General features: G+C 71.1%; 26 protein-coding genes and 1 pseudogene. 23 read left to right on the forward strand and 4 right to left on the reverse strand.

The annotated features are described in order from the left end of the window. Nucleotides 1-550 precede the first annotated feature (550 nt). Nucleotides 551-988 (reverse strand): VOC family protein, encoded by a 438-nt coding sequence (locus ACFVT2_RS08020; RefSeq protein ID WP_390013540.1) that lies wholly within the window; start codon nucleotides 986-988, stop codon nucleotides 551-553. Between the two features lie 27 nt (nucleotides 989-1,015). Here ACFVT2_RS08020 and ACFVT2_RS08025 point away from each other — a divergent pair, with 27 nt between their 5' ends. Continuing rightward, complete coding sequence (locus tag ACFVT2_RS08025; protein ID WP_390013543.1) at nucleotides 1,016-1,555, forward strand: NUDIX domain-containing protein; 540 nt, start codon at nucleotides 1,016-1,018, stop codon at nucleotides 1,553-1,555. 137 nt (nucleotides 1,556-1,692) lie between these two features. After that, nucleotides 1,693-2,310: a TetR/AcrR family transcriptional regulator gene (locus ACFVT2_RS08030; RefSeq protein ID WP_390013545.1), complete on the forward strand. Its 618-nt coding sequence runs from the start codon at nucleotides 1,693-1,695 to the stop codon at nucleotides 2,308-2,310. A 91-nt stretch (nucleotides 2,311-2,401) separates the two neighbouring features. Here the strand turns inward: ACFVT2_RS08030 and ACFVT2_RS08035 are convergent, their stop codons facing one another. Next, complete coding sequence (locus tag ACFVT2_RS08035; RefSeq protein WP_390013547.1) at nucleotides 2,402-3,616, reverse strand: FAD-dependent oxidoreductase; 1,215 nt, start codon at nucleotides 3,614-3,616, stop codon at nucleotides 2,402-2,404. A 250-nt stretch (nucleotides 3,617-3,866) separates the two neighbouring features. On the opposite strand from ACFVT2_RS08035, the gene ACFVT2_RS08040 reads away from it, so the two are divergent. The 3 genes from ACFVT2_RS08040 to ACFVT2_RS08050 all read left to right on the forward strand — a co-directional run bounded on the left by ACFVT2_RS08040 (nucleotide 3,867) and on the right by ACFVT2_RS08050 (nucleotide 6,219). After that, nucleotides 3,867-4,028 carry a hypothetical protein gene (locus ACFVT2_RS08040; protein ID WP_390013549.1) on the forward strand — a complete coding sequence of 54 codons (162 nt, stop codon included), beginning with the start codon at nucleotides 3,867-3,869 and terminating at the stop codon, nucleotides 4,026-4,028. Nucleotides 4,029-4,105: 77 nt separating this feature from the next. Then, nucleotides 4,106-5,485, forward strand: coding sequence for an MFS transporter (locus ACFVT2_RS08045; protein ID WP_390013872.1), 1,380 nt, complete (start codon nucleotides 4,106-4,108; stop codon nucleotides 5,483-5,485). Nucleotides 5,486-5,634: 149 nt separating this feature from the next. Next, nucleotides 5,635-6,219: a hydrolase gene (locus ACFVT2_RS08050; RefSeq protein WP_390013552.1), complete on the forward strand. Its 585-nt coding sequence runs from the start codon at nucleotides 5,635-5,637 to the stop codon at nucleotides 6,217-6,219. A 156-nt stretch (nucleotides 6,220-6,375) separates the two neighbouring features. Here ACFVT2_RS08050 and ACFVT2_RS08055 read toward each other — a convergent pair. Together ACFVT2_RS08055 and ACFVT2_RS08060 are read right to left on the reverse strand one after the other, a co-directional pair. Beyond that, nucleotides 6,376-6,474: pseudogene (locus ACFVT2_RS08055) on the reverse strand (hypothetical protein); the annotation flags it as partial. A 246-nt stretch (nucleotides 6,475-6,720) separates the two neighbouring features. Further along, the gene (locus ACFVT2_RS08060; RefSeq protein WP_390013554.1) at nucleotides 6,721-7,812 is read right to left on the reverse strand and encodes an FAD-dependent oxidoreductase; all 1,092 of its coding nucleotides are present in this window, start codon (nucleotides 7,810-7,812) and stop codon (nucleotides 6,721-6,723) included. A gap of 166 nt (nucleotides 7,813-7,978) precedes the next feature. Between ACFVT2_RS08060 and ACFVT2_RS08065 the strand changes: the two genes are divergently transcribed. From ACFVT2_RS08065 to ACFVT2_RS08150, 18 genes are all read left to right on the forward strand, one after another. Further along, complete coding sequence (locus ACFVT2_RS08065) at nucleotides 7,979-8,584, forward strand: GrpB family protein (RefSeq protein WP_390013557.1); 606 nt, start codon at nucleotides 7,979-7,981, stop codon at nucleotides 8,582-8,584. 234 nt (nucleotides 8,585-8,818) lie between these two features. Further along, complete coding sequence (locus ACFVT2_RS08070; protein WP_390013560.1) at nucleotides 8,819-10,288, forward strand: carbamoyltransferase; 1,470 nt, start codon at nucleotides 8,819-8,821, stop codon at nucleotides 10,286-10,288. Nucleotides 10,289-10,339: 51 nt separating this feature from the next. Further along, nucleotides 10,340-11,194: a DUF6071 family protein gene (locus tag ACFVT2_RS08075; protein WP_390013563.1), complete on the forward strand. Its 855-nt coding sequence runs from the start codon at nucleotides 10,340-10,342 to the stop codon at nucleotides 11,192-11,194. A gap of 37 nt (nucleotides 11,195-11,231) precedes the next feature. Beyond that, nucleotides 11,232-12,440: a DegT/DnrJ/EryC1/StrS family aminotransferase gene (locus ACFVT2_RS08080; protein WP_390013565.1), complete on the forward strand. Its 1,209-nt coding sequence runs from the start codon at nucleotides 11,232-11,234 to the stop codon at nucleotides 12,438-12,440. Between the two features lie 5 nt (nucleotides 12,441-12,445). Beyond that, nucleotides 12,446-13,807, forward strand: a complete 1,362-nt coding sequence (locus ACFVT2_RS08085; protein ID WP_390013568.1) for a B12-binding domain-containing radical SAM protein — start codon at nucleotides 12,446-12,448, stop codon at nucleotides 13,805-13,807. Next, nucleotides 13,804-14,922, forward strand: a complete 1,119-nt coding sequence (locus ACFVT2_RS08090; protein ID WP_390013571.1) for an aminotransferase class I/II-fold pyridoxal phosphate-dependent enzyme — start codon at nucleotides 13,804-13,806, stop codon at nucleotides 14,920-14,922. Before ACFVT2_RS08085 ends, ACFVT2_RS08090 begins: the two co-directional genes overlap by 4 nt. A 1-nt stretch (nucleotide 14,923) precedes the next feature. Beyond that, the gene (locus tag ACFVT2_RS08095) at nucleotides 14,924-15,589 is read left to right on the forward strand and encodes a 2OG-Fe(II) oxygenase (RefSeq protein ID WP_390013573.1); all 666 of its coding nucleotides are present in this window, start codon (nucleotides 14,924-14,926) and stop codon (nucleotides 15,587-15,589) included. A 1-nt stretch (nucleotide 15,590) separates the two neighbouring features. Further along, nucleotides 15,591-16,184 carry an adenylate kinase gene (locus ACFVT2_RS08100; protein ID WP_390013575.1) on the forward strand — a complete coding sequence of 198 codons (594 nt, stop codon included), beginning with the start codon at nucleotides 15,591-15,593 and terminating at the stop codon, nucleotides 16,182-16,184. Then, nucleotides 16,174-17,760: a hypothetical protein gene (locus tag ACFVT2_RS08105; RefSeq protein WP_390013578.1), complete on the forward strand. Its 1,587-nt coding sequence runs from the start codon at nucleotides 16,174-16,176 to the stop codon at nucleotides 17,758-17,760. Before ACFVT2_RS08100 ends, ACFVT2_RS08105 begins: the two co-directional genes overlap by 11 nt. After that, nucleotides 17,741-18,565, forward strand: coding sequence for an ABC transporter permease (locus tag ACFVT2_RS08110; RefSeq protein WP_390013580.1), 825 nt, complete (start codon nucleotides 17,741-17,743; stop codon nucleotides 18,563-18,565). The genes ACFVT2_RS08105 and ACFVT2_RS08110 overlap by 20 nt, the downstream gene beginning before the upstream one ends. 3 nt (nucleotides 18,566-18,568) lie before the next feature. Continuing rightward, nucleotides 18,569-19,372, forward strand: a complete 804-nt coding sequence (locus tag ACFVT2_RS08115; protein ID WP_390013582.1) for an ABC transporter permease — start codon at nucleotides 18,569-18,571, stop codon at nucleotides 19,370-19,372. Further along, nucleotides 19,373-20,335, forward strand: coding sequence for an ATP-binding cassette domain-containing protein (locus ACFVT2_RS08120; protein WP_390013585.1), 963 nt, complete (start codon nucleotides 19,373-19,375; stop codon nucleotides 20,333-20,335). It abuts the gene before it with no gap. 79 nt (nucleotides 20,336-20,414) lie between these two features. Then, complete coding sequence (locus ACFVT2_RS08125; protein ID WP_390013587.1) at nucleotides 20,415-21,206, forward strand: tyrosine-protein phosphatase; 792 nt, start codon at nucleotides 20,415-20,417, stop codon at nucleotides 21,204-21,206. A 1-nt stretch (nucleotide 21,207) separates the two neighbouring features. Further along, nucleotides 21,208-22,098, forward strand: coding sequence for a hypothetical protein (locus tag ACFVT2_RS08130; protein ID WP_390013589.1), 891 nt, complete (start codon nucleotides 21,208-21,210; stop codon nucleotides 22,096-22,098). Continuing rightward, nucleotides 22,079-23,395, forward strand: a complete 1,317-nt coding sequence (locus ACFVT2_RS08135; protein ID WP_390013592.1) for an acetyl-CoA carboxylase biotin carboxylase subunit family protein — start codon at nucleotides 22,079-22,081, stop codon at nucleotides 23,393-23,395. Before ACFVT2_RS08130 ends, ACFVT2_RS08135 begins: the two co-directional genes overlap by 20 nt. Then, nucleotides 23,392-24,117, forward strand: coding sequence for a class I SAM-dependent methyltransferase (locus ACFVT2_RS08140; protein WP_390013594.1), 726 nt, complete (start codon nucleotides 23,392-23,394; stop codon nucleotides 24,115-24,117). Before ACFVT2_RS08135 ends, ACFVT2_RS08140 begins: the two co-directional genes overlap by 4 nt. Then, nucleotides 24,114-25,172: a tRNA pseudouridine(13) synthase TruD gene (gene truD / locus ACFVT2_RS08145; RefSeq protein WP_390013597.1), complete on the forward strand. Its 1,059-nt coding sequence runs from the start codon at nucleotides 24,114-24,116 to the stop codon at nucleotides 25,170-25,172. Before ACFVT2_RS08140 ends, truD begins: the two co-directional genes overlap by 4 nt. Further along, on the forward strand, nucleotides 25,169-26,509 hold the full coding sequence (locus tag ACFVT2_RS08150) for a hypothetical protein (protein WP_390013600.1): 1,341 nt from the start codon (nucleotides 25,169-25,171) through the stop codon (nucleotides 26,507-26,509). The genes truD and ACFVT2_RS08150 overlap by 4 nt, the downstream gene beginning before the upstream one ends. Nucleotides 26,510-26,615 lie beyond the last annotated feature (106 nt).

Raw genomic sequence — 26,615 nt, forward strand, 5'->3', positions numbered from 1 at the left:
CAGTTGTGACCGCGGCACCGGCGCGCGCCCGCGGATGCGGCGCGCGCCAGCCGGGGGTCCCCCACTCCGTCTGTCACGTCGAGCGCCGTGCGCAGGATCCAGGCCGTTTCGCGGCCTGTTCGGCAAATCCCGTCGGGACGCGCCGAGAGAACGACAGGTTCACAAGCGCACAACCTCGTAAGCTTTTACTCAACGCAAGGGAGCCCGGCGCCAGGCAGTACGACGGCCGACGCTGCCCGATCGGGCTCCCCACGTGGAACCGCCGCTGTCCTCCGCGTTCACGAGAGGGGCTCCCGATGCAAACTATGGAGGGCCGTCCGCCGACACCCCACCGTTTCCCGAACCCATGGCGCCGCTACGGTCGGCTCGTTGCCACCAACTTCTTGCGCGGCGCGTCCTATGCGTGCGGCACCGCAGTCATCGGCTTCGCGGTGTGGTGGGCGCAGAACCGTTAGCCGAACGAGCCCGGACAGTCGACACCGCAACCGGCCCCCTTCGGCACCCCGTACCGAAGGGGGCCTTGGCCGCTCCGGCCAGCCGGTGCCCCGCTTCAGAACACCGGCTGGCCGATGGCCAGCATGTTGCCCTCGCTGTCGCGGAACCAGGCACCACGGTCCGCCCGGGCACCCGAACTCGCGTAGTGCCCTTGGACCTCGACGATCCCGTCCCGGGTCCGGCCGCCGCCGTACACCGCGGGCAGCTCGACGTCCTCGAACACCACACCGCGCCGTTTGAGTTCGGCCACGACCACCTCGATGTCGTCGACCTGCCACGACATCTGGGTGAAGGTTCCGGACGAGGCACCCGCGGACCGGAACAGTTGGAACTCCGCACCCCCGCAGCGGTACAACAGCCCGCCGGGTCGTTCGTCGACGGGCTCCAGCCCGAGCCGTTCGGAGTAGAAACGCCGTGCCCGGTCCAGGTCCTGCGCCGGCAGCCTGGTCGCCACGCGGGCCCGGGCCAACCGGCCGTTGTCTTCGGTGGTCATATCGCCACTGTGCCGTAAGCAGCGGTCGTGGCGGCGGAGGCACCGGGCGCCACTGACCGCGCCCGGCCCGACCCGATGCCTCCGTTGCGGCTGCGCCGCTCGGTCCGCGCGCTCGTGCTCGACGAAACCGAGCGCATCCTGCTGTGCAGACAAGTGGTACCGGAGACGGGAACGACGGTCTGGGCGGCCCCCGGCGGAGGGATCGAGCAGCACGAACGGCCGCTGGCCGCCCTGCGCCGCGGACAGCGCGAGGAAGTGGGCCTCGCGGTGGAGCACGACCCGCCGCACGTGTGGCACCAGGAAGTCGGCGGCCCTGGTTACGCGGTGGGCCACGACGGCGTGGTCAACGACTACCTCCTCGTGCGGACCGCCTGGTTCGCGCCGCGCGGTGCGCTGACCGATGCGGAACTCGCGGCGGAGCACATCGTCGGTCCGCAGTGGTGGCGTCCGGCCGAGATCTCCGCCTATCGCGGTCCCGAGCTGTTCTCTCCCCGTGATCTCGCCACGCCGTTGCGGGCCCTGCTCAGCTCGGGGGTCCCCCGTGAGCCGCTGGTTCTCGGGGTGTGAAGAGCCCGGCGAGGGAATCGCCTGTCCCGGTGCCGGGTCACGTCATGGTCCGGGACCATGACGTGACCCGGACGGCCGGCCAGTGGGTTCATTCGTGCAACTTTTTGTGTCGGTCACCCCGACCGTATGATGGCGCCATGACCGATGCCACGAGTGAGCGCGCGCCGCTGGGTCGGCGTGAGCGCAAGAAGGCCGCCACGCGGAAGGCGCTGGCCGACGCCGCCCTTCGGCTCTTCGTGGAGCACGGTTACGACCAGGTGGGCATCCGGGACATCGCCGAGGCCGCCGACGTGTCCACCACCACGCTGTTCAAGCACTTCCCGAGCAAGGAGGCGCTCGTCTTCGACGAGGGCGACGAGATCAAGGCCGCCCTGCTCGCCGCGGTGCGGCACCGCCCGGCCGGGCAGTCCATTCCGGGCGCCCTGCGCGACCACGTCCTGCGCGCCCGGCTCCCCAAGGGGGCGGATGCCGATCCGTGCTTCACCCGGTTCCTGGAGCTCGTCGACCACACCCCGGCGCTGCGCGACTACGCCCGCCGCATGTGGTTGCAGCACGAGGTCGACTTGGCGGCGGCGATCGCCGACGAGAGCGGTGCGCCCGCCGACGACCCGACCTGCCGGGCACTCGCCCGCTTCGCCCTGGAGGCCCGCGACCTCGGCCACGGCAGCCCCGACCCCGACGCCGCCGTCAAGCGGGCCTTCGACCTGCTCGAACACGGATGGTCGGCGCACCGCGACGAGCCCGCCGGGAAGTGATCCGGGCCGGCTCCGGCCCGAGCGGTGATCCACCCAATTCGCCGGTTCCGTCCGGCAGTTGCCCGCGCGTGCGGTACTTCGCCGCGGTCGCTCAGCGCTCGATCCGCTCTTCTCCGGCCCGTCGGCGTCGGTACTCCGCCGCCCTGGCCAGGTAGTTCTCGTGCTCCTGTGCGTGGTCCGGGGGGAGGTGCGGCGCATCCGGTGAGGTGGTGGCGAAGAACCCCCTGAGTCCTTCGTTCGCCCCCGCGGCGAGCTCTCCGGAGCGGGGGAACATCGTCGCCTCGTAGCGCGCGATCGCGTCGTCGACGGTGGCTTCCTCGGCGAGGGCGTGCGCGAGTTCCGCGCCGTCGAGCAGGGCGAGGTTGGCGCCGTGGCCGCCGAACGGCGCCATGAGGTGGGCGGCGTCGCCGATCAGGGTGACGCCGGGGACGTGGTCCCAGGTCAGCGGAGCCGGCAGGGCCCAGAAGGAGCGGGGTACGTAGTCGCCGTCGTTGTCGGTGAGCAGCGGGTGCAGGTCCGTGGACCAGCCGCTGAACTCCCGCAGGAGGTGGGCTCGGACGGCGGCCCGGTCCGTGAGGTCCAAGTCGGCCCCGACGTGCCAGTCGGGCTCGGCGCGGAACGCCACGTAGCCGCGGACCACGCCGTTGCTGTTGCGTTGGACGATCACTGCACGGCCGTCGCCGTCGGTGGCGAACAGGTGCCCGTCGCCGACCATCGCGGCGATGACGGGGTGTCGGGTGTCGACGTCGTCGTAGCGGGCGTCGAGGAAGGCGACGCCCAGGTATTGCGGCGCGGCGTCGGTGAGCAGGGGCCGCACCGTGGACCATGCGCCGTCGGCGCCGATGACGAGGTCCGCTTCGGCGGTGGCGCCGTCGGCGAAGGCGAGGCGGTGCACGCCGCCGCCGACCGGGGTCACCCCCAGGAGCTTGTGTCCCCATCGGACGGTGCCCGGCCGCAGGCTGTCGTGGACCATGACGCGCAGTTGGCCGCGGTCGATCTCGGGGGCGGCCGCGTCCTCCGCGGCCGGGACGAACTCTGCGAGGACGGCGCCGTGCTGGTCGCGGCGGCTCTTGGCCTGGCCTTCGGCGCGGGCCAACGCGGTGAAGGCGTCCATCAGTCCGGCGTCTTCCAGGGCGATCTGACCGGAGTCGGCGTGCAGGTCGAGCGTACCGCCCGAGTCACGGGAGTCCACGGCGGCGTCCGCGTCGTAGACGGTCGGATCGATGCCGTGCCCCTGCAGGATCCGCGCGCACAGCAAACCGGCCGGCCCGCCGCCGATGATCGCGATACGGGGTTTGGTCTTCATGGTGGGGTCCTTTCCCTTGGATGCCGCGGGCCTTCGAATGCCGAGGACCTTCGAGGGAGCGCTTCCGGAACGCTTCCGAAGCACTGCCGGAGCGCGCCTGAGGTCGGTCGCGTCGATCCGCCCGCCCTCTCACCATAAGTGCAACAACTCAAAAAGTGCAACCGATTCACTTTCACACTCGGTCAATCAACAAGCTCAATTGATCAAGGCGATATTGACAGTCCAGGTTGAATATATTTAGCGTCGGAGCATGAGCGAGAGCGAGAGCATCGATGGCCTCCTTCCCGAGTCGGCGGTCCCTGCGGCCGCCGATGCGCGGGTCACGTTCAGCGGTCTGAAACGGCGGGTGAAGGAGCGGCCCGCCGACGGGGGCCTCACCCCGGCGCAGGCTTCGGGGGTGGCCCAGCCGTGACGGGACTCGCCTCGCGCATACGGGCGACGCGCCGCACCGCGGACCGCGGCGGGTTCGACCGGAAGCTGGTCGCGCCGATGATCCTGGGTTCGATCCTCAACCCGATCAACTCCTCGATGCTCGCCGTGGCCCTGATCCCGATCGGGCAGGCATTCGGCGCCCCGCCCTCGCAAACCGCCTGGCTGGTCTCCGCGTTGTACCTGGCCACCGCGGTCGGGCAACCGGTGATCGGTCGCCTGGTGGACTCCTACGGTCCGCGTCTGCTGTACCTGACGGGCACCGCGCTGGTGGGTCTCGCCGGGCTGTTGGGCGTGCTCGCCCCGAACCTGGGGGTGCTGGTCCTCTCCCGGGTGATGCTGGGGTTCGGGACGTCGGCGGCGTATCCGGCGTCGATGTTCCTGCTGCGCGCCGAGTCCGACCGCACGGGCCTGCGCAGCCCGAGCGGCATCCTGGCCGCCCTGTCGGTCTGCGGCCAGGTCATCGCGGTGATCGGCCCGACCCTGGGCGGACTGCTGATCTCCGCGGGTGGTTGGCACCTGATCTTCGGCATCAACGTGCCGCTGTCCGTGGCCTGTCTGGTCCTGGGTGCACTGCACCTGCCGCGGCTGTCCGCCCTCAAGGAGACCAGTGGTGTGCGCCCCGCGCAGCGCACGGACGTGCCCGGGATGGCACTGTTCGCCATCACGCTGACCAGCTTCATGCTGTTCCTGATGAACCCGCGGGCCACCACCTGGTACCTGCCGCTGATCGGCCTGCTCGCGGGTGTCGCGTTCGCCACCCGGGAACTGCGCACGTCCGAGCCCTTCATCGACCTCAGGGTGCTGCGCGGCAATGCCCCGCTGCTGGCCACTTACGGCCGCCAACTGCTCGCCTACACCACGACCTACGCCTTCCTCTACGGCTTCACCCAGTGGCTGGAGGAGGGCCGCTCGCTCAGCGCCGAGGCGGCCGGGCTGGTGCTGCTGCCGATGTCGGCGACGGCCGTGGCCGTCACCGCGATCACCGGGCGGCGCGCCGCGGTCCGGGGCAAACTCGTCGTCGGATCGCTGGTCCAGCTCGTCGGCTGTGCGGCGCTGCTGTTCGCCGACGCGGCCAGTCCCCTCTGGCTGCTGGCGGCCATCGGTGCCGTCATCGGCATTCCCCAGGGCCTCAACGGCCTGGCCAACCAGAACGCCCTGTACGCCCAGGCCGATCCGGCCCGGATGGGGTCGTCGGCCGGGCTGCTGCGGACCTTCATGTACCTCGGCGCGCTCGCCGCCTCCGCCGCCAACGCCGCGTTCTTCCGGCACGGCGCCACCACCGGCGGACTGCACCACCTCAGCTGGCTGTTGCTCGCAGTCGCCGCCGCGTTCCTGGTGGTCAGCGTCGCCGACCGCTCGCTGCACCGCATCGGCCATGCCCGTGACACCGAGGACGATGCCTCGGACACACCCCGGCCGCAGCAGGCCGGACGCTGACCCGCGACCCGGGCCACGGAGCGCCCGCCTGCCCCGCTCCCACGCCACCCCGACAGACCATCAGGACCCCTCCCCCACCCGCACCCCGACCCCGATTCGATCCCGCCGCACGAAACAGCGGCACACGAGACGAAGGAGATCCGGACAACATGACCCTCACCGCCCTCGACCCCAAAGCCGCCCTGGTCGTCATCGACCTGCAGAACGGCCTCCGGGCCCTGCCCGGCACCCCGCACACCATCGATGACGTCATCACGCGGACCGCCCGGCTCGCCGACGCCTTCCGCGCCCGTGAACTGCCCGTCGTCCTGGTCCGCGTCACCTTCTCCCCCGACGGCTCCGACGCCGCCCCGGGACGGACCGAGACGCCCCGTCACAGCCACACCCCGCCCGTCGGCTGGGACGAGATCGTCCCCGAACTCGCCGGCCATCCTGGGGACATCACCGTCACCAAGCGCAACTGGTCGGCCTTCTACGGCACCGACCTCGATCTGCACCTACGTCGCCGGGGCGTCACGCAGATCGTGCTCACGGGGGTCGCCACCAGTATCGGAGTGGAGTCCACCGCCCGCGCCGCGTACGAGCACGGTTACCACCTCACCCTGGTCACCGACGCCATGGCGGACCTGGACGCGGACGCCCACCGGCACAGCACCGAAAAGATCTTCCCCCGCATCGGCGAGAGCGGCACCACCGAAGACATCCTCGACCTGCTCGCCAAGACCCACGCCTGACCAGGGCCTCGGCCGGCCGTCCTCCGCCCCCGGCATGACGCGGGGGCGAGGGACGGCCTCGACGCGCGAGGTCCGCCCGCCCCGCCGAGTTGTTCCGCCGTGACGACGAGGCCGCCGGCGCTCGGCCAGGCGCAGGCCGAAGTCCTCGTGGTGTGACACCGCCGCCGAGAGTTCGAGCAGCCGGGTCGCCGCGATGCCTGGGATCCGTCGGTCCTGCGCCGCGAGCCCGGTGATGTCCAGGCCCACCTGCTGCATCAGTGCCTGTGGGTCGATGCCAGCGAGCGGCACAACTCGACGTAGTTGCTCAGCGCCGCGTAGCGGACCAGGGGCTTCATCGGTTCGCTCCCCTCCGAGTGTCCCCAAGCGATGAGTCCATCGTCACGCCACGTCAAGCAACGGATCGGGAGTTCACCTGGCGTTGCAGCACCGCCACGGCGCCCAACTCCACCCGCCCCACTTTCCCCTATGTATCCCGGTTGGAGCCGGCGGACGCCGAGCCGTTCACCGGACCCGGTCCAACGGCTGCCAACCGCCCTCACGCAGCAGACCGGCCACTTGGCGGGCGGAGGCCACACAGGTGGCGATCTTCCCGCCGAACAGCGCGACGGTGCGTTCGTCGAGCCGTCGCACCAGCGTCGGACGGTCGTCGGTGGTCTCGACATGGGGCAGCACGGCCCGCACCGTGAAGTACGAGCCCAGGTGCCCCGCTTCGGCGAAACCGGTCACGAACCGGTGGGCGAAGCGCTGGAAGTCGGGGAAGCGGGTCACCTGCGGCCGGCGCACCAGCCCGGCGTTCACGTACCGCATGAGCGGGCCGGGTATCAGCGGGTACGGTCCGACCGTCGTGGCGTGGATGGCGTGGTCGACGTTGCCCAGCAGGAAGTGGCGGGTGCCGGCGACCTGGTCCACGCACATGAAGGGGCCGTCCATGACGACCAGGCTGTGGCCGAGGTACATGGGCGGAAGCGCGACCACCGGCTTCTCGCAGACCTCGAACTGGTACTCCGGCATGGCGGAAACGGGCCCGGGGTGCATGGCGTTGATCGAGGAGTAGGTGGCCAGCACCACATGGTCGAACTCCCGCAGCGCGCGCCGGTCCGCCCGGGTCCGCAGCCGCACCTCGACGCCCGCGGCGGCCAGTCTGGCCGCGCACAGACGGCGCAGTTCGTCGATGTCGATATGGGCCTCCGCGATGCGCACCGACAGTTCGACCGAGGATCTCCGCAGGAACGGCGGGTACTCCTCGCGATACGGCAGCCCCACGCGGTCGCAGAAGGCGAGGTACCTCTCCGCGGTCACCAGGCTGTTCCTTCTGGCGATGGCCACGTAGTGGGCGGACCCGTTGTGGATGGCCGCACCGTACTCGGCCTTGAAGGCACCGAACGCCCGCAGCACCGCGGCGACGGTGTCCATCCCCCGTGGGTAGTGGTAGCCGCGGTGCAGCCGACGCTGGTTGGCCCTGCTCGCCGACGACAACAACGTGCGGGACTGCTCGAAGAGCACCACGGAATATCCCGTCCGGGCCAACTCCACCGCCGTGGTCGCCCCGAATATCCCTCCGCCCACCACCGCGACGCGCTCTGCCTGCACCATGCTCCTCCGCATCCTTCGTGAAGCGGTCTGCGCGGCGGCAAAAGTATTTCTGCCCGGTCGCGTTCCCCGGAAACGGTGCACGCCGTCTTTCCGGGGCACCGGCGCGAAAAGGCCGGCGGGGACGGAATGACGTCCGACTCCGCAGGAGTAGACTACAAAGAGCTAGGTGACGCAAGGCTTTTGCCGGGCATCGGAAATCATTAAGGAGAGAGCCGGCGGCACCATCGAGGAGGGTGTCAGCATGTCCCAGCCGGTGCAGATCGTCGAATACGACCCGCGATGGCCGATGATTTTCGGACGACTGGCCGCCGTTATTCGTGATGGGCTCGGCCCGTTGGTCCTGCGTATCGAGCACGTCGGGAGCACCGCGGTTCCCGGCCTGCCGGCCAAACCCATTGTGGACATGGACGCGGTCATCCCCGTTGGGGCGGCTCCGGCCGAGGCCATCGCGGCCTTGCGGCCTTTGGGTTACACGCACGAGGGGGACTTGGGCATTGCCGGCCGGGAGGCTTTCACCTCCCCCGAAGGGGCGCCGGCGCACCATCTGTACGTCTGTGCCGCCGACAGTCCGGAGCTCGCCCGCCACCTGGCCTTCCGTGACTTCCTGCGCGCGCATCCGGAGAGCGCGCGACGCTATGGCGAGCTCAAGTGGGAGCTGGCGGCCCGGCACCGCGACGACCGGTCCGCGTACACCGTGGGCAAGTCCGTGTTCATCGAGAACGCCCTCGCCGAAGCGCACGCGGAGGCCCGCCGATCGGCCGGTCAGGGCTGACGGCACCGCCCCGAAAGCCCTCCGCCGGCCCGCTTTTGAGCCCCGACGAACCGGCACCAGAACCCACGAAGTGGCCCGCCGACCCCCGGTCCGTCCGATGACTGAAAGTCGCTTGTGCTGATCCATTGGCAGCGCCTACGTTGGATGGAGCCACGCCCGTGTATGACTCAATGGCCAGTACACGGGCTCGGTGAAGGAGCACCAGAGGCAAACCTCCACCGAGGGGAGTTGCAGGTGGCCCTCGTCGGCATCAGTTGTCTCGCGCACGACGCGGGATTGGCCGTCCTCAGGGACGGTCGGATCGTCTTCGCGTCGCACAGCGAGCGGTACAGCCGAAAGAAGAACGACCCTCTACTGAACGGGGCTCTACTGGACGACGCCTTGCGCTATGCCGACGAGATCGAGGGCATCGTCTACTACGAACACCCTTTAGCGAAACGGCTGCGCCAGGTATGGGCACGGAACTGGTCCGCGGCCTTGTCGGTGAGCCCCAAGCGTTATATCGAGCGCTTTCCAGCGTTACGCGGAAAGCCGGTTCATTTCGTCTCCCACCATAAGTCGCACGCCGCGGGCGCGTATTTCACCTCCCCGTTCACCGATGCCGCGGTGGTCGTGGTCGATGCCATCGGGGAATGGGACACACTGACCGTCTGGCACGCACGGAACCGCCGCCTGCGGAAAGTGCATTCGGTTCGCTACCCGCACAGCCTCGGACTGTTCTACTCGGCCGTCACCCAGCGGGCCGGGCTCAAGCCGAATGAGGAGGAGTACATCCTCATGGGCATGGCGGGCTACGGAACTCCCCGCCACCGTGCGCTCCTCGAAAGCGAGCTGCTGGCCGACCGGAAACCGCCGGATTTCGCACTGAAGCAGAGCCTGCACCGGGGGCTCGGCCCGCGATGGCATCCAGAACTCACCCGAGCACCCGACCTGGCGAGCAGCGCCCAGACCGTACTGGAGGACTTCCTCACCGGCCTGTTCCGCTGGGTCGCGCGGACCGTTCCGTCCCGGAACCTCGTCTACACGGGCGGCGTCGCGCTGAACTGCCTCTTCAACGGACAACTCGCGGGCATGCGGCTGTTCGACGACATCTGGATCCCGCCCAACCCCGGGGACGCCGGCTCGGCACTGGGAGCGCTGGCCGCCCACCGCCATGAGTTCCTCCCGTGGGAGGGGCCCTATCTCGGCCACGACATCCACCGGCGGACCGATCCGGCCCGGATCGTCGACGCCCTGCTCAGCGGATCGGTCGCCGGGCTGGCCAACGGGCGTGCGGAGTACGGCCCGAGAGCCCTGGGCAACCGCAGCCTGCTCGCGGATCCGCGGGACCCGGCCACCAAGGACCGGGTCAACGCGATCAAGAAGCGGCAGCGCTACCGGCCGTTCGCACCCGTGGTCCTGGCCGAGTACGCCGACAAGCTCTTCGAGATGCCCGTGGACGAGGCCCCGTACATGCAGTACGTGGTGGCGTGCCGGGAGCCCGAGGCGTACCCGGCGGTGTGCCACGTGGACGGCACCAGCCGCGTCCAGACCCTGCGCCGCGACCAGAATCCCCTGCTCCACGACGTGATTTCGCGCTTCCACCAACGCACCGGCTGCCCGATGCTGCTCAACACGAGCCTCAACATCCGCGGCCAGCCCCTGGTCAACACCTGGCAGGACGCCCAGGACTTCGCCAGGAAATACCAGGTACCGGTTTTCTGACGTGTGCGGGAGGGCGGTGGGACGGTGTACGTCTACGCCAATGGCTGCTCCATGACCTACGGATCGGAACTCGCCGACCACCCGGCCACGAGGGTGTGCCAGGACCATGACTACCGCTGGCGCTACAGCTGGCCGGGGCGGCTGCACGCCTTGCTCGACGCCGACGGCAGCTACAACGACGCGATGCCCAGCGGATCCAACGACCGCATCGTGCGGACGTCGATCGACTTCGTCGCACGCTGGCTGAAGGAGGGCCTGCCGGCGCAGGCGCTGCTGGTCGTCGTGGGGTGGACGCACCCCGCCCGGCGCGAGTTCCACGTCGCGGGCGACTACCGACAGATCGTCCCCCACCACGCGTACGACATCAGGGCGCTGGACCGGCTCGTGTCGGCGTACCGGAAGACGGCGGTCTGCCCGGACGAGGCCGAACAGCGTTACGCCACGCAGGTCGCCTCACTGCACGCCTTCCTGGAACAGCACGGCATCGCGCACGTGTTCTTCAACGGCATCTTGGCCCCCGGGCTTCCCCGGCACCTGCACGGTACGTGCGTGCAGGAAGCCCTCACGGGCGCGGCCTTCGTCCGTCACGATCCGTCCGAACCGACCATGGCCGAGTTCCTGCGCCGGCGGCCGAACACCGTCCATGTCCAGCATCCCAACGAGACCGGCCACCGGCTCTGGGCGACGTCGCTGGCCGCTCACATCGACTCCGCCGGCTTCGAGAGCGTCGGGCACCCACGGCTCACCGCCGCCGGTCTGCCCGTGCTGGGAGGCGCCCGGGCGCTGAGACGACACGACAGGAAGGGCGCCGAGCGGATCGGGAGATTCGTGCGGTCCCACCGCACCCGCTCGCGCGTCCGGCGCTCCGACCGCTCCGACCGCTCCGACCCCTACATCTACCCCTAATGCCCCGCGGCAGGCCCCGCGACCGGAGGAGCGACCTTTGACGACACCCGACACGCCCGCCAGCGGCCGGGTCCCCTTCAACGACCTGGGACGGTCCGCCCTCATGGACACCCTCCGCGCCGCCGTCGACGAGGTCGTCACCGCGGGGGACTTCGTTCACGGCCGTGCGATCGGCTCTTTCGAGCGGCAGTTCGCCGCCTACAACGGCACCGCCCACTGTGTCGGCACGTCCTCGGGCACCAGTGCGCTCCAGTGCGCGCTGGCCGCCGTCGGCTGCGGTCCCGAGGACGAGGTCGTGACCGTTTCGGCCACCTTCGTCGCCACCGCGGCCGCGATCGTGCACACCGGCGCGTCACCGGTGTTCGTGGACATCGACCCGGCCACCCGTACCGTCCGGCCGGACCAGGTGAGAGCGGCGATCTCGGCGCGGACCCGGGCCATCGTCCCCGTCCACCTCTACGGTCACCCGGCCGATCCTCAGGAGCTCTCCGCGATCGGCGCGGAGCACGGGATCCCGGTCGTCGTCGACGCCTCCCACGCGCACGGGGCCACCTGGTACGACGGACCGGCCGCGGTGCACGCGGACGTGAGCTGCTTCAGCTTCTACCCGTCCAAGAACCTCGGTGCCTTCGGTGACGCGGGGGCGCTGGTCACCGACGACGCGGACATCGCCCGGCGCGCCCGGGCACTGCGCGACCACGGCCGGGAGGACGGCGAGGTCGTGGCAGCCGGTCACAACTGGCGGATGGACACCGTCCAGGCCGCCGTGCTCGGGGCCAAGCTGCCGCACCTCGACGAGTGGATCGAGTTGCGGCGGCGGGCCGCGGACGGCTACCGGCGACTCCTCGAAGGCACCGGCCTCACGCTTCCGGCCGTGGCCGCGGGAGCCGGCCACGCGTACCACCTGTACGTCGTCCGCCACCCCGAACGCGACGTGCTACAGGCCGAGTTGGCGCGGCACGGCATCGACACCCGCATCCACTACCCGCGGGCGGTGCACGATCTGCGGCCGTTCCGCGCCTTCCGGACCGCGCCGGAGGGACTGCCGGAAACCGAGGCGCTGGCCCGGCAATGCCTGTCCCTTCCACTGTTCCCCGGCCTCACCGACGAGGACCTCGACGCGGTGGCGCGGGCCGTTCGGGCGGCCCTGCGCACCGTGGGCAAACGCGCCGCCGCAAGCGCCGGCCCAGCAGACGGGGCCGTGCCGGCCCACCCTTACCGACCGACCGCGACAGCAAGGAACTGACGGCCATGCCTGCTCTGCGCGTCCTCGTGATCTGGCCACCCCAGGTCCTCAGCTACTTCAACGCCGGCCACCACAACCTGCTCTACAGCGTGGCCGGCCACCTGCGCCGCCAGCCCGAAGTCGACCGGGTGGACACCCTCGACGCCTCCGTGGAATCCCCTACCTGGAAGGAGGTCGGTGACCGGCTGCACCAGGGCTGCTACGACGTGGTGGCGATCACCAACGACCTGGACGGGGTGGACGGGCTGACCCGCTTCCTCACGTACGCCAGGCAACTGGCGCCACAGGCACGGCTGGTGACGTTCGGACGGCTCAGCGGTATGCGACCGGAGATCTTCACCCGCTTCGACCTGGACGCGATCGTCGGCCCGGGCGACTACGAGCCGGGGGTGGCGGCTTTCGTCCACGCCGTGGGCGAGGGCCGGCTGACGGCCGGCACCCTGCCCGGGGTCTGGCTGCGCACGGACGGTGAATGGAGCGCGCCCGCCGCGCCCGGCGCGGTGCTCTCCGCGCAGGACTGGGTGATGCCCGACGTCTCCGAGATCCCGTACCACGCCTACGACTGGCTGTACCGCGACGACCAGAACAAGTTCTGCGGCATCCCGGGCCGTCGGGAGCTGGTGGTCCCCGCGGCCCGGGGGTGTCCGGTCGGCTGCGACTACTGCGAGGTCCCCGCGGTCTTCGGCAAACCGGACCGGCGTGCCTCGGTGGAGCAGGTGGTGGAGTACATCGAGGAGTCCTTCGCCGCGCTCCCGTTCGAGTATGTCGCCTTCTACGCGCCGACGTTCACCCTCAACCGGGCCTGGACGACTCGGCTGTGCGAGCAACTGGTGGAACGGGGCGCCCGGTACCCGTGGAAATGCGCGACCACGGTGCACCACCTCGACGAGGAACTGGTGGCCCTGATGGGCCGCAGTGGGTGCGTGCGGATCAGCGTGGGCGTGGAAACCCTGGCGGAATCCGGGCACGCCGCCCTGCCGCGGCTGAAGCGGAAGGGCGAGGACGCCGTCGAGGCGCTCGCCGCCTGGTGTGCGCGCGCCGGCGTCGAGTTGAACTGCTTCGTCATCGTCGGGCTGCCGGGCACCAGCGTCGCCGACGCGGAGGCGGCCGTCGCCCGGGTCCGGGCCCTCGGCGGGCGCGTGCGGCCCACCATGTACAGCCCGCACGAACTGCTGCACCCGGGGATGTCGGTGGACGCCCTCTCGCTGCACAACCGGCAGATCCTGGCCGACGGCGCCTTCCCCGACCCGGCCGAGCGGCAACGGGCCTATGACATCGTCTTCGGCCGCGAACGCCACCTGACCCGCGTCGACGAGCGGGTCCAGGAGCGGCGCGGCACCGGCCCGGCGGCGAGTTCCCGGTCATGACGGCGCGGACTCCGGAACGCTCGCTGCGGGACTGGTTCCCGACCGCGGCCGCCGTATGGGACCTCGAACCCCGCAGCCGGAACCACGTGGCCGGCCAGCTCAACCTCAAGAGCTGCGAGCTGCTGCATCCCGCGGTGGCACGGTGGCACGCCGACCAGCTCGGTCGGCTCGCGCCCGCCACCGTCGTCGAGTACCCCCTGACAGGTCCGTCCCGCGACGCCGTCGCCGCCCACTTCGGACAGGATCCGGCGCGCGTCCTGCTCACCCCGGGCTCCGACCACGCCATCCACCTGGTCTGCGAGGCACTGGTCGCGCCGGCCGGACGCCTGGTCATCGCCCGGCCGCACTTCGACAGTTGGACCCGGTGCGCCGCTCGCTTGGGTTTCCGTCTCGACAGCGTCGACATGCCGCACCGGGCACCGATGGCCGTCACCTCGCTGATCGAGCGGTTGTTGTCCGGGCCGCCGTCGGTACTGGTGATCACCCAGCCGGACAGCATCACCGGCCAGCTCCACACCCGTGCGGAGCTCACCCAGGCGGTGACGGCAGCCCACCGCCACGGCAGCGTCGTGGTGATCGACACCTGCTACCTGGCCTACGCCGACGACAGGGAAGCCACCCTCCGGGGTCTGGAGGCGTGGGACAACGTCCTGCGGATCAACAGCTTCTCCAAGAGCCACGGCCTCGCCGGCGCCCGGGTCGGCGCGGTACTGGCGCAGGCGTCGGTCATCGACTACCTGGCCCGATGGGCGCCCGACGGCATGCTGTCCCACGTGAGTCTGGCGCTGCTGGAGCGCGCCCTGGCCGAGCCCGCGGTCTTCCGCACGGCGCGCGCTGAGGTGCGGACGGCGAGGGCGGCGCTGGCCCGTGGTGTCCAACGGGCGCTCCCGGGCTGGTCGGCCCGTTCCACGCAGGCGAACTTCGTGGCCTTCGACGCGGAGCACGACGACGCCACGCGGGTCCATACGGCGCTGCTCGCCGGCGGTATCCGGACCAGACTGCTGAGCGGAGTGCCCGGCTTCTCGGGAGGGCTGCGCGTCGCCACTCCGAGCCTGTCCGCCGTCCGCCGGGTGACGGACGTCCTGGCCGGCCTTCCGACCCCGACGAGGAGTTGAGATGACCTTGCTCAACCTCAGGGCCATCGGCTCCACACCGCTGTCGGCGGAGCCCTACCCGCACGTCGTCCTGCACGACAGCTTCGCCGGCCACCAGGACGCCCTGGTCGAGGAGTTCCCCACCGAGGGCTTCCACTACGACGTCCGGGACTCCGCCGAACCGGGCCGCAAACGCTACCGGACGTACAACTACCAACTCGTCAGATTCGGGGTGCCGGACCAGCGGAACGTCGGCCGGCTCTCCCCGCGCTGGAAGCTGCTCCTCGACGACCTGACCGGGACCGCCTACCGCACCGCCGTCAGCGCCGCGACGGGGGCCGACCTCACCGGGACCGTGCTGGACATCCGACTGGTCCGCTACGCGGAGAGCTGCTGGATCGAACCCCACGTCGACCGCCCCGACAAGGTGGTGACCCATCTGTTCTACCTCAACTCCGTGTGGCACCCGCAGTGGTCCGGCGCGCTGCGGGTGCTGCGCTCCGCCGACATCGACGACTGGAGCCAGGAGGTGTTCCCCCTCGCCGGGACCTCGGTGCTGATGGTCCGCACGGAGCGCGCCTGGCACGCGGTACCACCGGTCACCGGCGCCGGACCGCACGACAGGAAGACGCTGCTGGTGCACTTCGCCCGGCCCGCCGACGCGGCCGCGGGCACAGGGCAGCGGTGAGATGCGGAACATCCTGATCGTGGGTATCTGCGGCGCGGGCAAGTCCACCCTGGCCCAAGCGCTCGCGCGGCAGCTGGGCCTGCGCCACATCGAACTCGACGCGCTGCGGCACGGCCCGCGGTGGGGCGTGCGGGCGTCCTTCGCGCACGACGTCGCCGCGCTCACCGCGACGGACGGCTGGGTCGCCGACTCGACCGCCTACCCGGAAGTACTGCCGGGGCTGTGGGCGCGGGCGGACACCGCGATCTGGCTGGAGTTGGGCCGGGGCGTGGTGCTGGGCCGGGTACTTCGCCGTACCGCGCGGCGGCTGCTGGCGCGCGAGACGCTGTGGGCGGGCAACCGCGAGACATGGCTGGGCGTGCTGAGCCGCCGGTCCCCGGCGATGAAGGTGCTGCTCGACTTCCGCACCCGCCGGGAACAGGAGAGGCGGATGCTGGCCCGGTTCGACGGCACCGTGGTCCGGCTGCGCACACCGGCCGAGGTCGCGGCGTACCTGGCCGGGGTGCGCGGGGAAGGCCCCGGACACGGGGAAGAGCACGGCGGCCGCGGTCACCGGGACGACACCAGGGGGAGCGATGTTCTTGGTGGCCGCTGACGAGTCGGCCGACGCGCAGGGCCTGCCGGGCCTGCGGGTGGTGCGGGACGACCGGGTGACGGTGCTCGGCCGGACCGGACACGATCTCCTGCTCTTCGACGGAGTGCTCTACCCGGACAGTGGCATGACGCCCGCACGGCTCCTGCGGATGCTGCGGGGCACCGCGGACGCGGGCACGGCGGCCGACTGGGCACCGGTGAAGGGCAGGTACGCCGGGGCGTACCTGCGCGCCGGGCCGGGCGGGCCCCGGTTGCTGGCCTTCAACGACCACCTGGGCGTCGCCGACCTGTACTCCTGGATCGACGGCCCGGACCGCACGGTGCGCGGCTTCGCCGTCAGCAACGACTTCACCGCGCTGCTGGCCCGGATCCCCGCCTCCGCCAGACGCCTGAACGAGCGGGCGGCGGACGCCTTCCGCGTCCTCGGAGCCACCGTGAACGGCCGGACCTTCGCCCGGGGGGTCCGCCGGCAACCTCCGGGCACGCTGCTGGCCTTCGACGCCGGAACGGTGCGCAGGGCCCGCAGCTGGCGGTACCGCTTCGAGCCGGCGGCACGGGACATGGACGAGGCCCTGGACAGGTGCTGGCAGCTGATCGGGCAGGCCGGTCGGCGGATCGGGGCGTGCGCACCGCGGGGCGGGCCCGCGCTGCTGGGAATCAGCGGGGGGCACGACTCGCGGGTGACCGGCGCCGCCTGCGTCGCCGCCGGTATGGAGCTGACCGGTTACTTCTTCGGCGAGCGGGACAGCACCGCGGGGCGGGCGGCCGGCCACGTCGCCCGGGTCCTCGGCGTCCCCCTCGACTTCACCGGCCGCAACCGCGAACTGCCCCGGTACTTCGCCGGTGCGTTGCGGCACCAGCCGATGGCGGACCTGGAGTGGTGCAAGTACCTGCCCGGTCGGGACGCCCTCGTCGCGGGCTCCCGCGCGCTGCTGTCCGGCAGGCTCGGCGACCACCTCTTCAGCGACAAGGGACACCAGCCCGAGGACGGTCCGCAGGACGACCGCGGGATCGCCGCCGACCTGTTCCGCGAGCTCGCCAAGGAGGAGGCGAGCGCGGCCACCGCCGAGCGGATCGTCGCGGACGTCACCCGGGAGCTGTCCAGTCTGGGCGGTTCGGGCGTCCAGCGCAGGCGCGGCTTCAACTTCCAGAGCATGAGCATGTCCGTCAAACAGTGCGGGCTGTTCCACACCCTCGGGAAGATCCCCCACTACTCGGTGTTCGAGGACATCGACGTGTTCGAGTCCGCGCTGGACCTGCCCAACGCCTGGCGCGTCGGCAACCGTTTCTACGACAGCCTCCTGGAGCGCAAGCAGCCGCGGCTCGACCGGGACCGGATCGGCGTCCCCACGACCAACGAGCACAAGCCGATCGAGCGCTGGCTGTGCGGCAACGCGGAATTCGCCGAACAGGCGGGGCGGCTCGTCGATCCCGCCGAGGACATGGCGCTGCACGGGCGCAGGCGGACCTTCGGCCAGGCACTCGACGCGATACTCGCGGGCCGGGCGACGCGGAACGAGATCCATCAGTTCTTCCGGCGGGCCACCGTCAAGGCGTATGAGCGCACGCACGGATAGCCCTGCCGCGCGCCTGCGCGCCCACGCCGAACTGGCCCGCTACGGATACCGGCGCTACGCCACCTACGCCAAGGCATCACTGCTCGGCCTGGCCACCACCGTGCTGTTCGGTGTGCTCCGCTCGGCGATCATGAGCGGTATCTACGCCGGCCCCCGGCAGATCGGCGGCTACCACGTGGCCCAGGCCCTCACCTATGTGTGGCTGGTGCAGGGCCTGATGACGGTGGTCCGGATCTACGGCGACGCCGAGTTGGCCACCCGTGTGCGGAGCGGGCAGATCGTGGCGGACCTGGTCCGGCCGGTGCATCTCCAGTCGGCGTACTTGGCCGCCGACCTGGGACGGGCCTGGTACCACCTGCTCTTCCGCGGCGTGCCGCCGATGGTGGTCGGCTGGGTCTGCTACGGGCTCACCGGACCGGCAGGCGTGCTCGACTGGCTGGCGTTCCTCACCAGCGTCTGGCTCGCGGTCGTGGTCAGCACGCTGTTCCGCTTCCTCTACAGCCTGTCCTCGTTCTGGCTGCTGGACTACCGGGGGGTGGCGCTGATCGCGGTCATCCTGGTCAATCTGCTGTCCGGCTTCGTCCTGCCGACCGGCTTCTTCCCCCACTGGCTGCGAACGGTGGCCGCGGCCACCCCCTTCCCCTCGATCGTCCAGGTGCCCGTGGACGTCTTCACCGGACATGTCACGGGCGCGCAAACCGTCTCGGCGCTGGCCGGCCAGGCACTGTGGGCCGTACTCCTCCTGGCGGCCGGGCGGTGGCTGCTCGCCGTCGCCCGCCGGCGCGTCGTGATCCAGGGAGGCTGACCGGTGTTCGCCCTCGGACTCCTCCTCCGGCTGGCCCGCGTGCAGGTGCGGTCGCAGATGCAGTACCGGACCAGTTTCGTCCTGTCGCTGGCGGGCAACTTCGCCTTCACCGCACTGGACTTCGCCGCGATCGTCCTCCTCTTCGGCGACATCTCCCGGCTCGGCGGCTGGACGGCCGATCAGGTGGCCCTGCTCTACGCGGTCTCGTCGCTGTCCTACGCGCTGTGCGAGCTCACGCTGGGAAGCCTGGACCAGCTTCCGGCGATGGTCCGTGACGGCTCGTTCGACACCCTGCTCCTCCGGCCCGGTCCGACCTTCGTCCATCTGCTGGCGGCGGATTTCCTGCTGCGCCGCGCGGGCCGCCTGCTCCAGGCGGTGGTCGTCCTCGTTGTGGTGACGGCCCGTTACCCCTCGACGCTCTGGACCGTCGGGAAGGTGCTGGTGTTGGTCGCGTCGGTGGTGGGCGGTGCCGTGATCATGGGGTCGCTGTGGATCGTGGCGGCGTCCGCCTCGTTCTGGGCCAACGGCGCCGAGGGTCTCGTGGGTGTCTTCTCCGCGGGCACGAGCTTCCTCGTCCAGTACCCGCTCGACGTCTACACGTCCTGGCTGAGGTCGTTCGTCCTTTTCGTCGTCCCTCTCGGGTTCGTGTCGTACCTGCCCGTGTGCTGGGTGCTCGGCAAACCGGACGCGGCGGGTCTGCCCGGTGCGGTCCGCCTCGCCTCGCCCCTGGTCGCCGCAGTGACCGCGGGCGCCGCGGCGATCGTGTGGCGCACATCCATCCGCCGCTACCGGAGCACGGGAGGCTGAGTGACCGAGCCCATCGAGATGCGCAGCGTCACCCGCACCTTCAGGGTGCGCACGAAGACCGGCCGGTTCCGCAGGGCGCGGCGGGAGGTGACCGCGGTGGACGACCTCAGTTTCTCCGTGGCCGCCGGGGAGTTCGTCGGGTACCTCGGGGCCAACGGCGCGGGCAAGTCCACCTCGATCAAACTGCTGACCGGCGTGCTGGCACCGACGGCCGGCCGGGTCCGGGTGCTCGGCCATGACCCGTTCGACGAACGGTCGAAGACCGCCCACCGCCTGGGCACCATGTCCGCCCAGCGCATCCAGCTGTGGTGGGACCTGCCGCTGCGGGACTCCTTCGAGCAACTCCGCTACATCTACCGGGTCGACGCCGCCCGCTACCGCGCACGCCTCGACGAACTCGTCGACGTACTCGGCCTCGCCGACCTGCTGCCCGTTCCGGTGCGGCAGCTCAGCCTCGGCCAGCGGATCCGCGGCGAACTGGCGGCGTCCGTGCTCCACTCCCCGGACGTGCTCTTCCTCGACGAACCCACCATCGGCCTCGACGTCATCGCCAAGCAGCGCATCCGCGCGTTCCTCACCACCCTCAACCGCGAACAGGGGGTCACCATCCTGCTGACCACCCACGACATGGCCGACCTGGAGCGCATGTGCTCCAGGCTGCTCCTGCTCTCCCGGGGCAGGCTGATCTGCGACGACTCGATCAGCCGGCTGATGGTGGCGCACGGCCTCGAACGCACCCTCGTGGTCGACCTGGCCGACCCCCGCCCGCCACTACGGATACCCGGCGCGCGGGTCAGCAAGGTCGACGGACCACGCCAGTGGCTGACCTTCTCCACCCGGTCCCTGCCGCCGGACCGGCTGATCGCGGAGATCACGAAACAGGCCCGCATCGTCGACCTCACCATCAACGAGCCCGACGTCGAAGACCTGGTCCGGGCACTGCACGAGACGGAGCACAGATGAGCCAGGAGAACCCGCACGCCACCCCCGTCCGGACCTCCGACCGCCGGCTCCGGCGGCCGGGCGCCGGCAACGCGGAGGCATGACCGTGTCCAGTCCACCGCCCCGTCCCGCGACGGGGTCCCGGGTCGTCCCCGGCGCGCCGAACACTCGGGACCTCGCGGGCCTGCGCGCCGGTTCGGGTCTGTGCGTCAGGCCCGGCCTGATGTACCGCGGGGCCGGGGCAGCCGTCGGCCCGCTGATCGACCACGCCGGCCTGCGCGTCGTCGTGGACCTGCGGGACGGCCGCGAGACCGCCGGCGGGGATCCACCCCCGGACGTCACCGTGCTGTCCCGGCCGCTGGTTGCGGACCGGTCGGTGATCAAAGCCGGTGGCACGCCCCAACCCTCCCACTACCTCGCCTATTACCGGCAGTTGGCCCGGCTGGCGGCGCCCACCGCCGCCGAACTGGTCGGCGTGCTGGCCGAGCCGGAACACCTGCCGCTCATGGTCTGCTGCTCGGCCGGCAAGGACCGCACCTCCGTGGTGTGCGCGCTCGCCCTGCGTGCGGTGGGCGTACGTCTGGCGGACCTGGCCCGCGACCACGCCCTGACCGGCCGGCTGTTCCGCAGGGACCCGGCCGCGACGCGGCTGCTGCCGTGGGCGCGCGGTCTCGCCCCGCGCGAACTGGCCGCGCGCACCGCCACTCCCGGCCACACCCTTCGGACGCTGCTGTCCGGTCTGGAGCACGAACACGGTTCCGTCCGGCGGTTCCTCATGGACCACGGGCTGCGGCCGGACACCGTGCGCCGGGCCCGCCACGTCGTCCTCGGTGATCCCCGCACGGCCGTCGCCGACGGCGGCCCATCCCAACCTGACAGTGACAGGAGCTGACGTGACCCCACCCCGCACCGGGCGCGGCTATCTCACCCATGCCTTCAACCACGAGGGCGCCGACTACCTGCGCATGGCCTACTGCCTCGCGCTGTCGCTCCGCCTGACGCAGTCCACCGTCACCGGGCTGAGCGTGATCGTGCCGCAATCCCAACACCTGCCAAGGCGGTACCTGGACGTCTTCGACCACGTGATCGCGATCCCGGACGTCCGCCCGGAGTGCGTCACCAGGACCTGGCGGGTGGACAACTACGTGCGGATGTACGACCTGAGCCCCTACGAGGAGACCGTGACGGTGGACGCCGACACCCTCTTCTTCGACGACGTCTCCCCCTGGTGGGACGTGATGGCGGCGGCGGAGCTCGTCGGCGGAACCGCGGTCACCTACCGAGGGGAGCCGATCGCGCACAACCCGCTGCGCAAGGAGCTGTACCGGATCGGTCTGCCCGACCTGCACAACGGGTTCTGCTACTTCCGGCGCGGACCGGTGGTCGAGCGGTTGTTCGCCACCATGTCGGGCTATCTGGAGGACTGGGCCGGGACCTGCGCACGGCATTTCGGGGACCCCCACGTGCCGTTCTCCTCCGACTCCGCCTTCCTGCTGGCCATCCGGGACAACGGCCTCGAAGACATCGCCGCCGGCCCCTGCCCCGGCACACCGCATTTCGTGCACATGAAGGCATGCGTCCAGGGCTGGCCCGGGGTGCCGGAATCGGCGCGCGAGTGGCGTCCCTACGTCAGCCACGGGTTCGACGACCGGCTGCGGCTGCGGATCGACGGGATCCGTATCGGCGCCCCCTTCCACTACCACGTGCGGGACTTCATCACCGACGAACTGCTGCTGGGGTACGAGACCGCACTGGAGGCCCGGCATGGCGCCGCCCGGGGCTGACCCGCAGGCCGGGCGGGTGCTGCTCCTGGGCTGGAACGCGGGACGCGCCGCGGCGGCGCTGGCCGGCCTGGGCGCCCGCGTGACGTGCGTGACGGAGCCGTCCCAGGCGGCTGCCGCCCGGAACAGCGGGCTGGTCGAACGGACGGTTGCCGTTGCCGATTCCGCCGACACCGAGGCCGTCCTCGCGGCACTCGCGCGGGCGGGCCGCCGGCCGCACGACTATGCCGCCGTGGCCCCGTCCCAGGAGCTCCGGATGGTCGCCGCCTCCGTACTGGGCGCACTGGGTGGCACCAGGGCGCTGCCGCTGGCCACCGCCCTCGCCCTGCGTGACAAAGCGCTCCAGAAGCACCTGATCCGCACGGCCGGCATTCCCACCGCACGGTCCGTCGTGGCCGAGTCGCCGGTCGAAGTGCCCTTGGCCCCCTTCGCCTTCCCGGTCGTCGTCAAAGCGCTGAACGGCCACGGCAGCCTGGGGGCCGAGCGGTTGCGCTCCCCCGCACACGCCCGCACGTGGACGTACCGGCCCGGAGACGACGGCCCCTGGCAGGTCGAGGAGTTCGTCCCGGGGCCCGAGATCCATCTGGACGGTGCGGTGCGTGGAGGTGTGGTGACGGCGCTCGCGGCGTCCCGGTACCTCGGGAACGTGCTCGACACCCACCACGGCGCGCCGATGGGCTCCGTCGTCGCCGACCCCCGACGAGATCCCGACCTCTACCGGCATGGCCGGTCACTGGCCACCCGCGCCCTGGCCGCTCTCGGGCACGACGACGGTGTCTTCCACCTGGAGGCGTTCGAGCAGCCCGACGGGTCACTGGTGTTCGGCGAGTGCGCCGGCCGGGTGGCCGGCGGGCGCATCGACGAGGTCGTCCGGCGCAAGTTCGGAGTGGATCTTCACGCGCAGTGGGCGGCGGCGCTCCTCGGTCTGCCGGCCCCGCCGGCGGCGGCGCACCCCGACGACGAGGCGTTCGGCTTCCTCCGCCTGTCCGCGGCACCCGGAGTGGTGGACGAGGCCCCGGACATCGAGGAGATCCTTTCCCGGGACGGGGTGGTCACGGCCGAACACGAACGCCGGACACGCGGCGCGCGCACCGGCCGACCCGTCTCCTTCGCGGTCTTCCGCGCCGTACTGACGGGCAAGGACGAGGCCCATGTGGCACAACACGCCCAAGACCTCACCGCCTGGTTCGACCACCGGATGGACCGGATCGTACGGGGCAAGGCCGGCATCGCGGAGGACGACCACGCCAACGCACAGTCGTCCACCGGCATGCTCGCCAACAAGGAGGTCGGACCGTGAAGCCACGGGCCAGGTCTTTCGATGAATTCGCCGAGGAGTACGAGCGCCTGCACGACCTGACCGGGGATCCGGTCGGCGAGTGGCTGGCCGAACGCCTTCCCCGGCACGGGGGCAGCGCCCTGGACCTCGGGTGCGGGACGGGACGCCACGCGGCGCTCCTCGCGGAGCGCTTCGCACGGGTCGACGCCGTGGATGTGTCCGCCGCCATGGTGCGGATCGCCAGCGCCACCCGGCCGCGCGACAACATCCACTATCGCGTCGGTGACCTCGCCGAACTACCCGAATCCCCGGTCTACCACCTGGTCCTGAGCGTATCGACGCTGCACCACCTCGACGACCTTCCGGCCGCACTCGCCCACATCCGGCGCCTCGTCGCTCCCGGCGGGCTGGTGGTGCTCCACGACGGCGTCTGCGAGGGCCGTCCGCCCTCGCGCCTCCGGCTGTACGCACGCGAGGTGCGGCGCCTGCTCGTGGGAGTGGCCCGCAGCCCGCGGAACGCGGCCAGGACCTGGGCGGTCTTCCGACTGCGGACCGGCGCATGGCTGGTGCACCGCGCCGGTGACCGCTTCCTGTCACGCAAGACGTTCGAGCACGTCCATGGGGCGGTCTTCGACGCCGCCCGGTTCGAGGAGGCCCCCAATGGCTACGCGATGTTCTGGCGCTGTCCCCGTGCGGAGGCCGGACCAGCCGGCCCTGCTCTGCGGGCGGCGGTGAACCGATGACGTTACTGAAGAAGTTCCCCGCCGACTTCCTGGTCTCGGAGAGCCTGGTCCTGCCCACCACCGCACCCGACGCCGAAGGCACTCACTACCACTACGTGCGGCTGCGCAAGCGCGGCTACACCACCTTCGAGGCGATCGAGACGTTATCCGGCTTCTACGGCCTGGACGCCCGCGACATCGGCTACGCGGGGCTCAAGGACGAGGACGCGATCACCGACCAACTGCTGGCTCTGACCGTCCGGTTGAGATCCCAACGTATCGAGGAGTTCAACACCGCACACGGCGCGGGAGAACACCGACCGGGCCACCCGCCCTTCCTGTTGCTGCGGCACCACGGCTATGGTCCGCTCCCCCTCGGGGTCGGCCAGCTGGACGGCAACAGCTTCCACATCGTGGTGCGCCATCTCGACCAGGCACAGGCCGAGCGGCTCAACGACGTCCGCGGCCGACGCAGTCTGTACTTCGTCAACTACTACGACACCCAGCGCTTCGGTGTGCCCACGGGCCCCAAGCAAACCCATCTGATCGGCATGGCGCTCCTCGCCGGCGACCACGGCCGGGCCCTGGACCTGGTCCGCGAGTCCGGCTCGCCCGAGGCGGACGCCGCACGGCGGTTCACCGGCCCCGCCGCCGATTTCTTCAGCTCGCTGGACCAGCGCCGGGTCGCCTTCTTCCTCTCCTCCCACGCCTCCTCCTCCTGGAACCGTCGGGTGGGCGACCTGGTGCGCGCCCGCTGCGCCGACGCCACGGTCCAGGAGGTGCGCGACGGCATCCCGTACCTGTTCCCCACCACGGCCGACGGGGTCCTGGCGGTGCTACAGGACGGCCTCGGCCTGCGCTACGACAGTTGGCGCTGGCGGGACGGAAAGATGACCTCGTCCGCCTCGGCCCGGCCGGTCGGCGTGCAGACGCAGATCCGCATCGGGGACGTCGCCGCGGACGAAAGCGTCCCGGGGGCGTGGAAGTGCACGCTCAAGTTCTTCCTCGGCTCCGGCTCCTACGGCACCACCGCGGTCAGCCAGTTCTTCCACCAGTTGCAGGCGGCCACGCGGTGACCTCCGACTCCTCGCCCGTGCTGCTGGTGCAGGGCGGACACGAACTCGGCGGCGAGATCCGTGTACCGGGGTTCAAGCACGCGTTCGTCACCGTCCTGGCCGGCGCGCTCACCGGGCGCTCGGTGGTGACGATCGACAACTGCCCCGCCATCGAGGAGACCCGGGTGCTGCTCGCCCTGGCGCAGGCGCTCGGGGCCCAGGTGCGGAGCAACGGGCGCACGGTGCTGGTCGACTCCTCGGGCCTGACCGGGCAGTCACTCGACCCTCAGCTGGTCGACCGCATTCACGGTGCCGTCTACCTGCTGCCCGCCCTCCTGGCCCGCTCCGGCCGGGTACACCTGCCGGCCGCCGGCGGCTGCCGGATCGGCGACGAAGGCTCCGGTGCGCGTCCGGTGCACCAGTACGCCGAGGTGCTCCAGCGGTTCGGCGCGGAGGTCACCACCGGCCAGGACGGTTCCCTGACCGTGCGCGCCGACCGGTTGACCGCCTGCGAGTTGGATCTGCGCGACTGGACGGCGGACCGGGCGCTGCGCACCGGTCCGCTGTATTCGGGGGCGACCAAGATGGCGATCCTCACCGCGGCCTCGGCGCGGGGCACCACCCGGCTGCGGCACCCCTACCCGAAACCCGACGTCACCGAGCTGGTGCGGCTGCTCGACGCCACCGGCCGCCCCGCGCGCTACACGCCCGAGGGCGATCTGCTGATCGAGGGCCGACCGGACGGCGGGCACGGCCGTCCCGTGGGGCACGTGCTGGTCAGCGATCTGATCACGGTGGTCACCTGGGCCACGGCCGCCGCCCTGACCAGGAGCACGATCCGACTGACCGGCCTGACCCCGGACCGCCTCGCGGCGGGCCTGGCACCGGAGATCGCCGTCGCCGGTGACATGGGTCTGGACTGGCAACCCACCGCCGACACACTGGAGCTGACCGGCGAGCCACCGAGCGCACCGGTCGACATCACGGTCGCCTCGCACGGCATCTACAGCGACAGTCAGCCCTTCTTCATGCTCCTGGCGACGCTCGCACCGGGTGTCTCGCACCTCCGGGAAACGGTGTGGCGCCGGCGCTTCACCCACGTGCCGGAACTCCGGCGGCTCGGGGCGGACATCGAGGTGGCCGATGCCCGGGCCCGGGTACGCGGCGGGAGCCCGCCCAACCGTCCGGACCAGTCCGTGGCCGGCCACGACCTCCGGGCCACCGCCGCCCTGCTGCTCGCCGCACTCACGGTGCCCGGCCAGGTTCGGGTGGGCGGGACCGAACATCTCGTGCGCGGCTACGAGGACCTGGTCACCGACCTCGTACGACTGGGGGCGCACGTCCGACCCGAGTCCTGAAGGGGCGGGCCGCTGCCCGTCAGAACAGGCGGTCGTACGGCCGTCGATCCCGCCACGCCCGTCGGCACGGTGCGTGCCCAACGCACCGTGCCGCTGTGCCCAGTTG

The organism is Streptomyces sp. NPDC058000, from assembly GCF_042886435.1.
Classification (GTDB): domain Bacteria; phylum Actinomycetota; class Actinomycetes; order Streptomycetales; family Streptomycetaceae; genus Streptomyces.

Bases quoted from the DNA above. Each gene is read 5' to 3' on its own strand.
- ACFVT2_RS08020 (WP_390013540.1), bottom strand. From the start codon at position 988: ATGACCACCGAAGACAACGGCCGGTTGGCCCGGGCCCGCGTGGCGACC.
- ACFVT2_RS08030 (WP_390013545.1), top strand. From the start codon at position 1,693: ATGACCGATGCCACGAGTGAGCGCGCGCCGCTGGGTCGGCGTGAGCGC.
- ACFVT2_RS08035 (WP_390013547.1), bottom strand. From the start codon at position 3,616: ATGAAGACCAAACCCCGTATCGCGATCATCGGCGGCGGGCCGGCCGGT.
- ACFVT2_RS08040 (WP_390013549.1), top strand. From the start codon at position 3,867: ATGAGCGAGAGCGAGAGCATCGATGGCCTCCTTCCCGAGTCGGCGGTC.
- ACFVT2_RS08045 (WP_390013872.1), top strand. From the start codon at position 4,106: ATGATCCTGGGTTCGATCCTCAACCCGATCAACTCCTCGATGCTCGCC.
- ACFVT2_RS08050 (WP_390013552.1), top strand. From the start codon at position 5,635: ATGACCCTCACCGCCCTCGACCCCAAAGCCGCCCTGGTCGTCATCGAC.
- ACFVT2_RS08060 (WP_390013554.1), bottom strand. From the start codon at position 7,812: ATGGTGCAGGCAGAGCGCGTCGCGGTGGTGGGCGGAGGGATATTCGGG.
- ACFVT2_RS08075 (WP_390013563.1), top strand. From the start codon at position 10,340: ATGACCTACGGATCGGAACTCGCCGACCACCCGGCCACGAGGGTGTGC.
- ACFVT2_RS08085 (WP_390013568.1), top strand. From the start codon at position 12,446: ATGCCTGCTCTGCGCGTCCTCGTGATCTGGCCACCCCAGGTCCTCAGC.
- ACFVT2_RS08090 (WP_390013571.1), top strand. From the start codon at position 13,804: ATGACGGCGCGGACTCCGGAACGCTCGCTGCGGGACTGGTTCCCGACC.
- ACFVT2_RS08095 (WP_390013573.1), top strand. From the start codon at position 14,924: ATGACCTTGCTCAACCTCAGGGCCATCGGCTCCACACCGCTGTCGGCG.
- ACFVT2_RS08100 (WP_390013575.1), top strand. From the start codon at position 15,591: ATGCGGAACATCCTGATCGTGGGTATCTGCGGCGCGGGCAAGTCCACC.
- ACFVT2_RS08110 (WP_390013580.1), top strand. From the start codon at position 17,741: ATGAGCGCACGCACGGATAGCCCTGCCGCGCGCCTGCGCGCCCACGCC.
- ACFVT2_RS08125 (WP_390013587.1), top strand. From the start codon at position 20,415: ATGACCGTGTCCAGTCCACCGCCCCGTCCCGCGACGGGGTCCCGGGTC.
- ACFVT2_RS08135 (WP_390013592.1), top strand. From the start codon at position 22,079: ATGGCGCCGCCCGGGGCTGACCCGCAGGCCGGGCGGGTGCTGCTCCTG.
- truD (WP_390013597.1), top strand. From the start codon at position 24,114: ATGACGTTACTGAAGAAGTTCCCCGCCGACTTCCTGGTCTCGGAGAGC.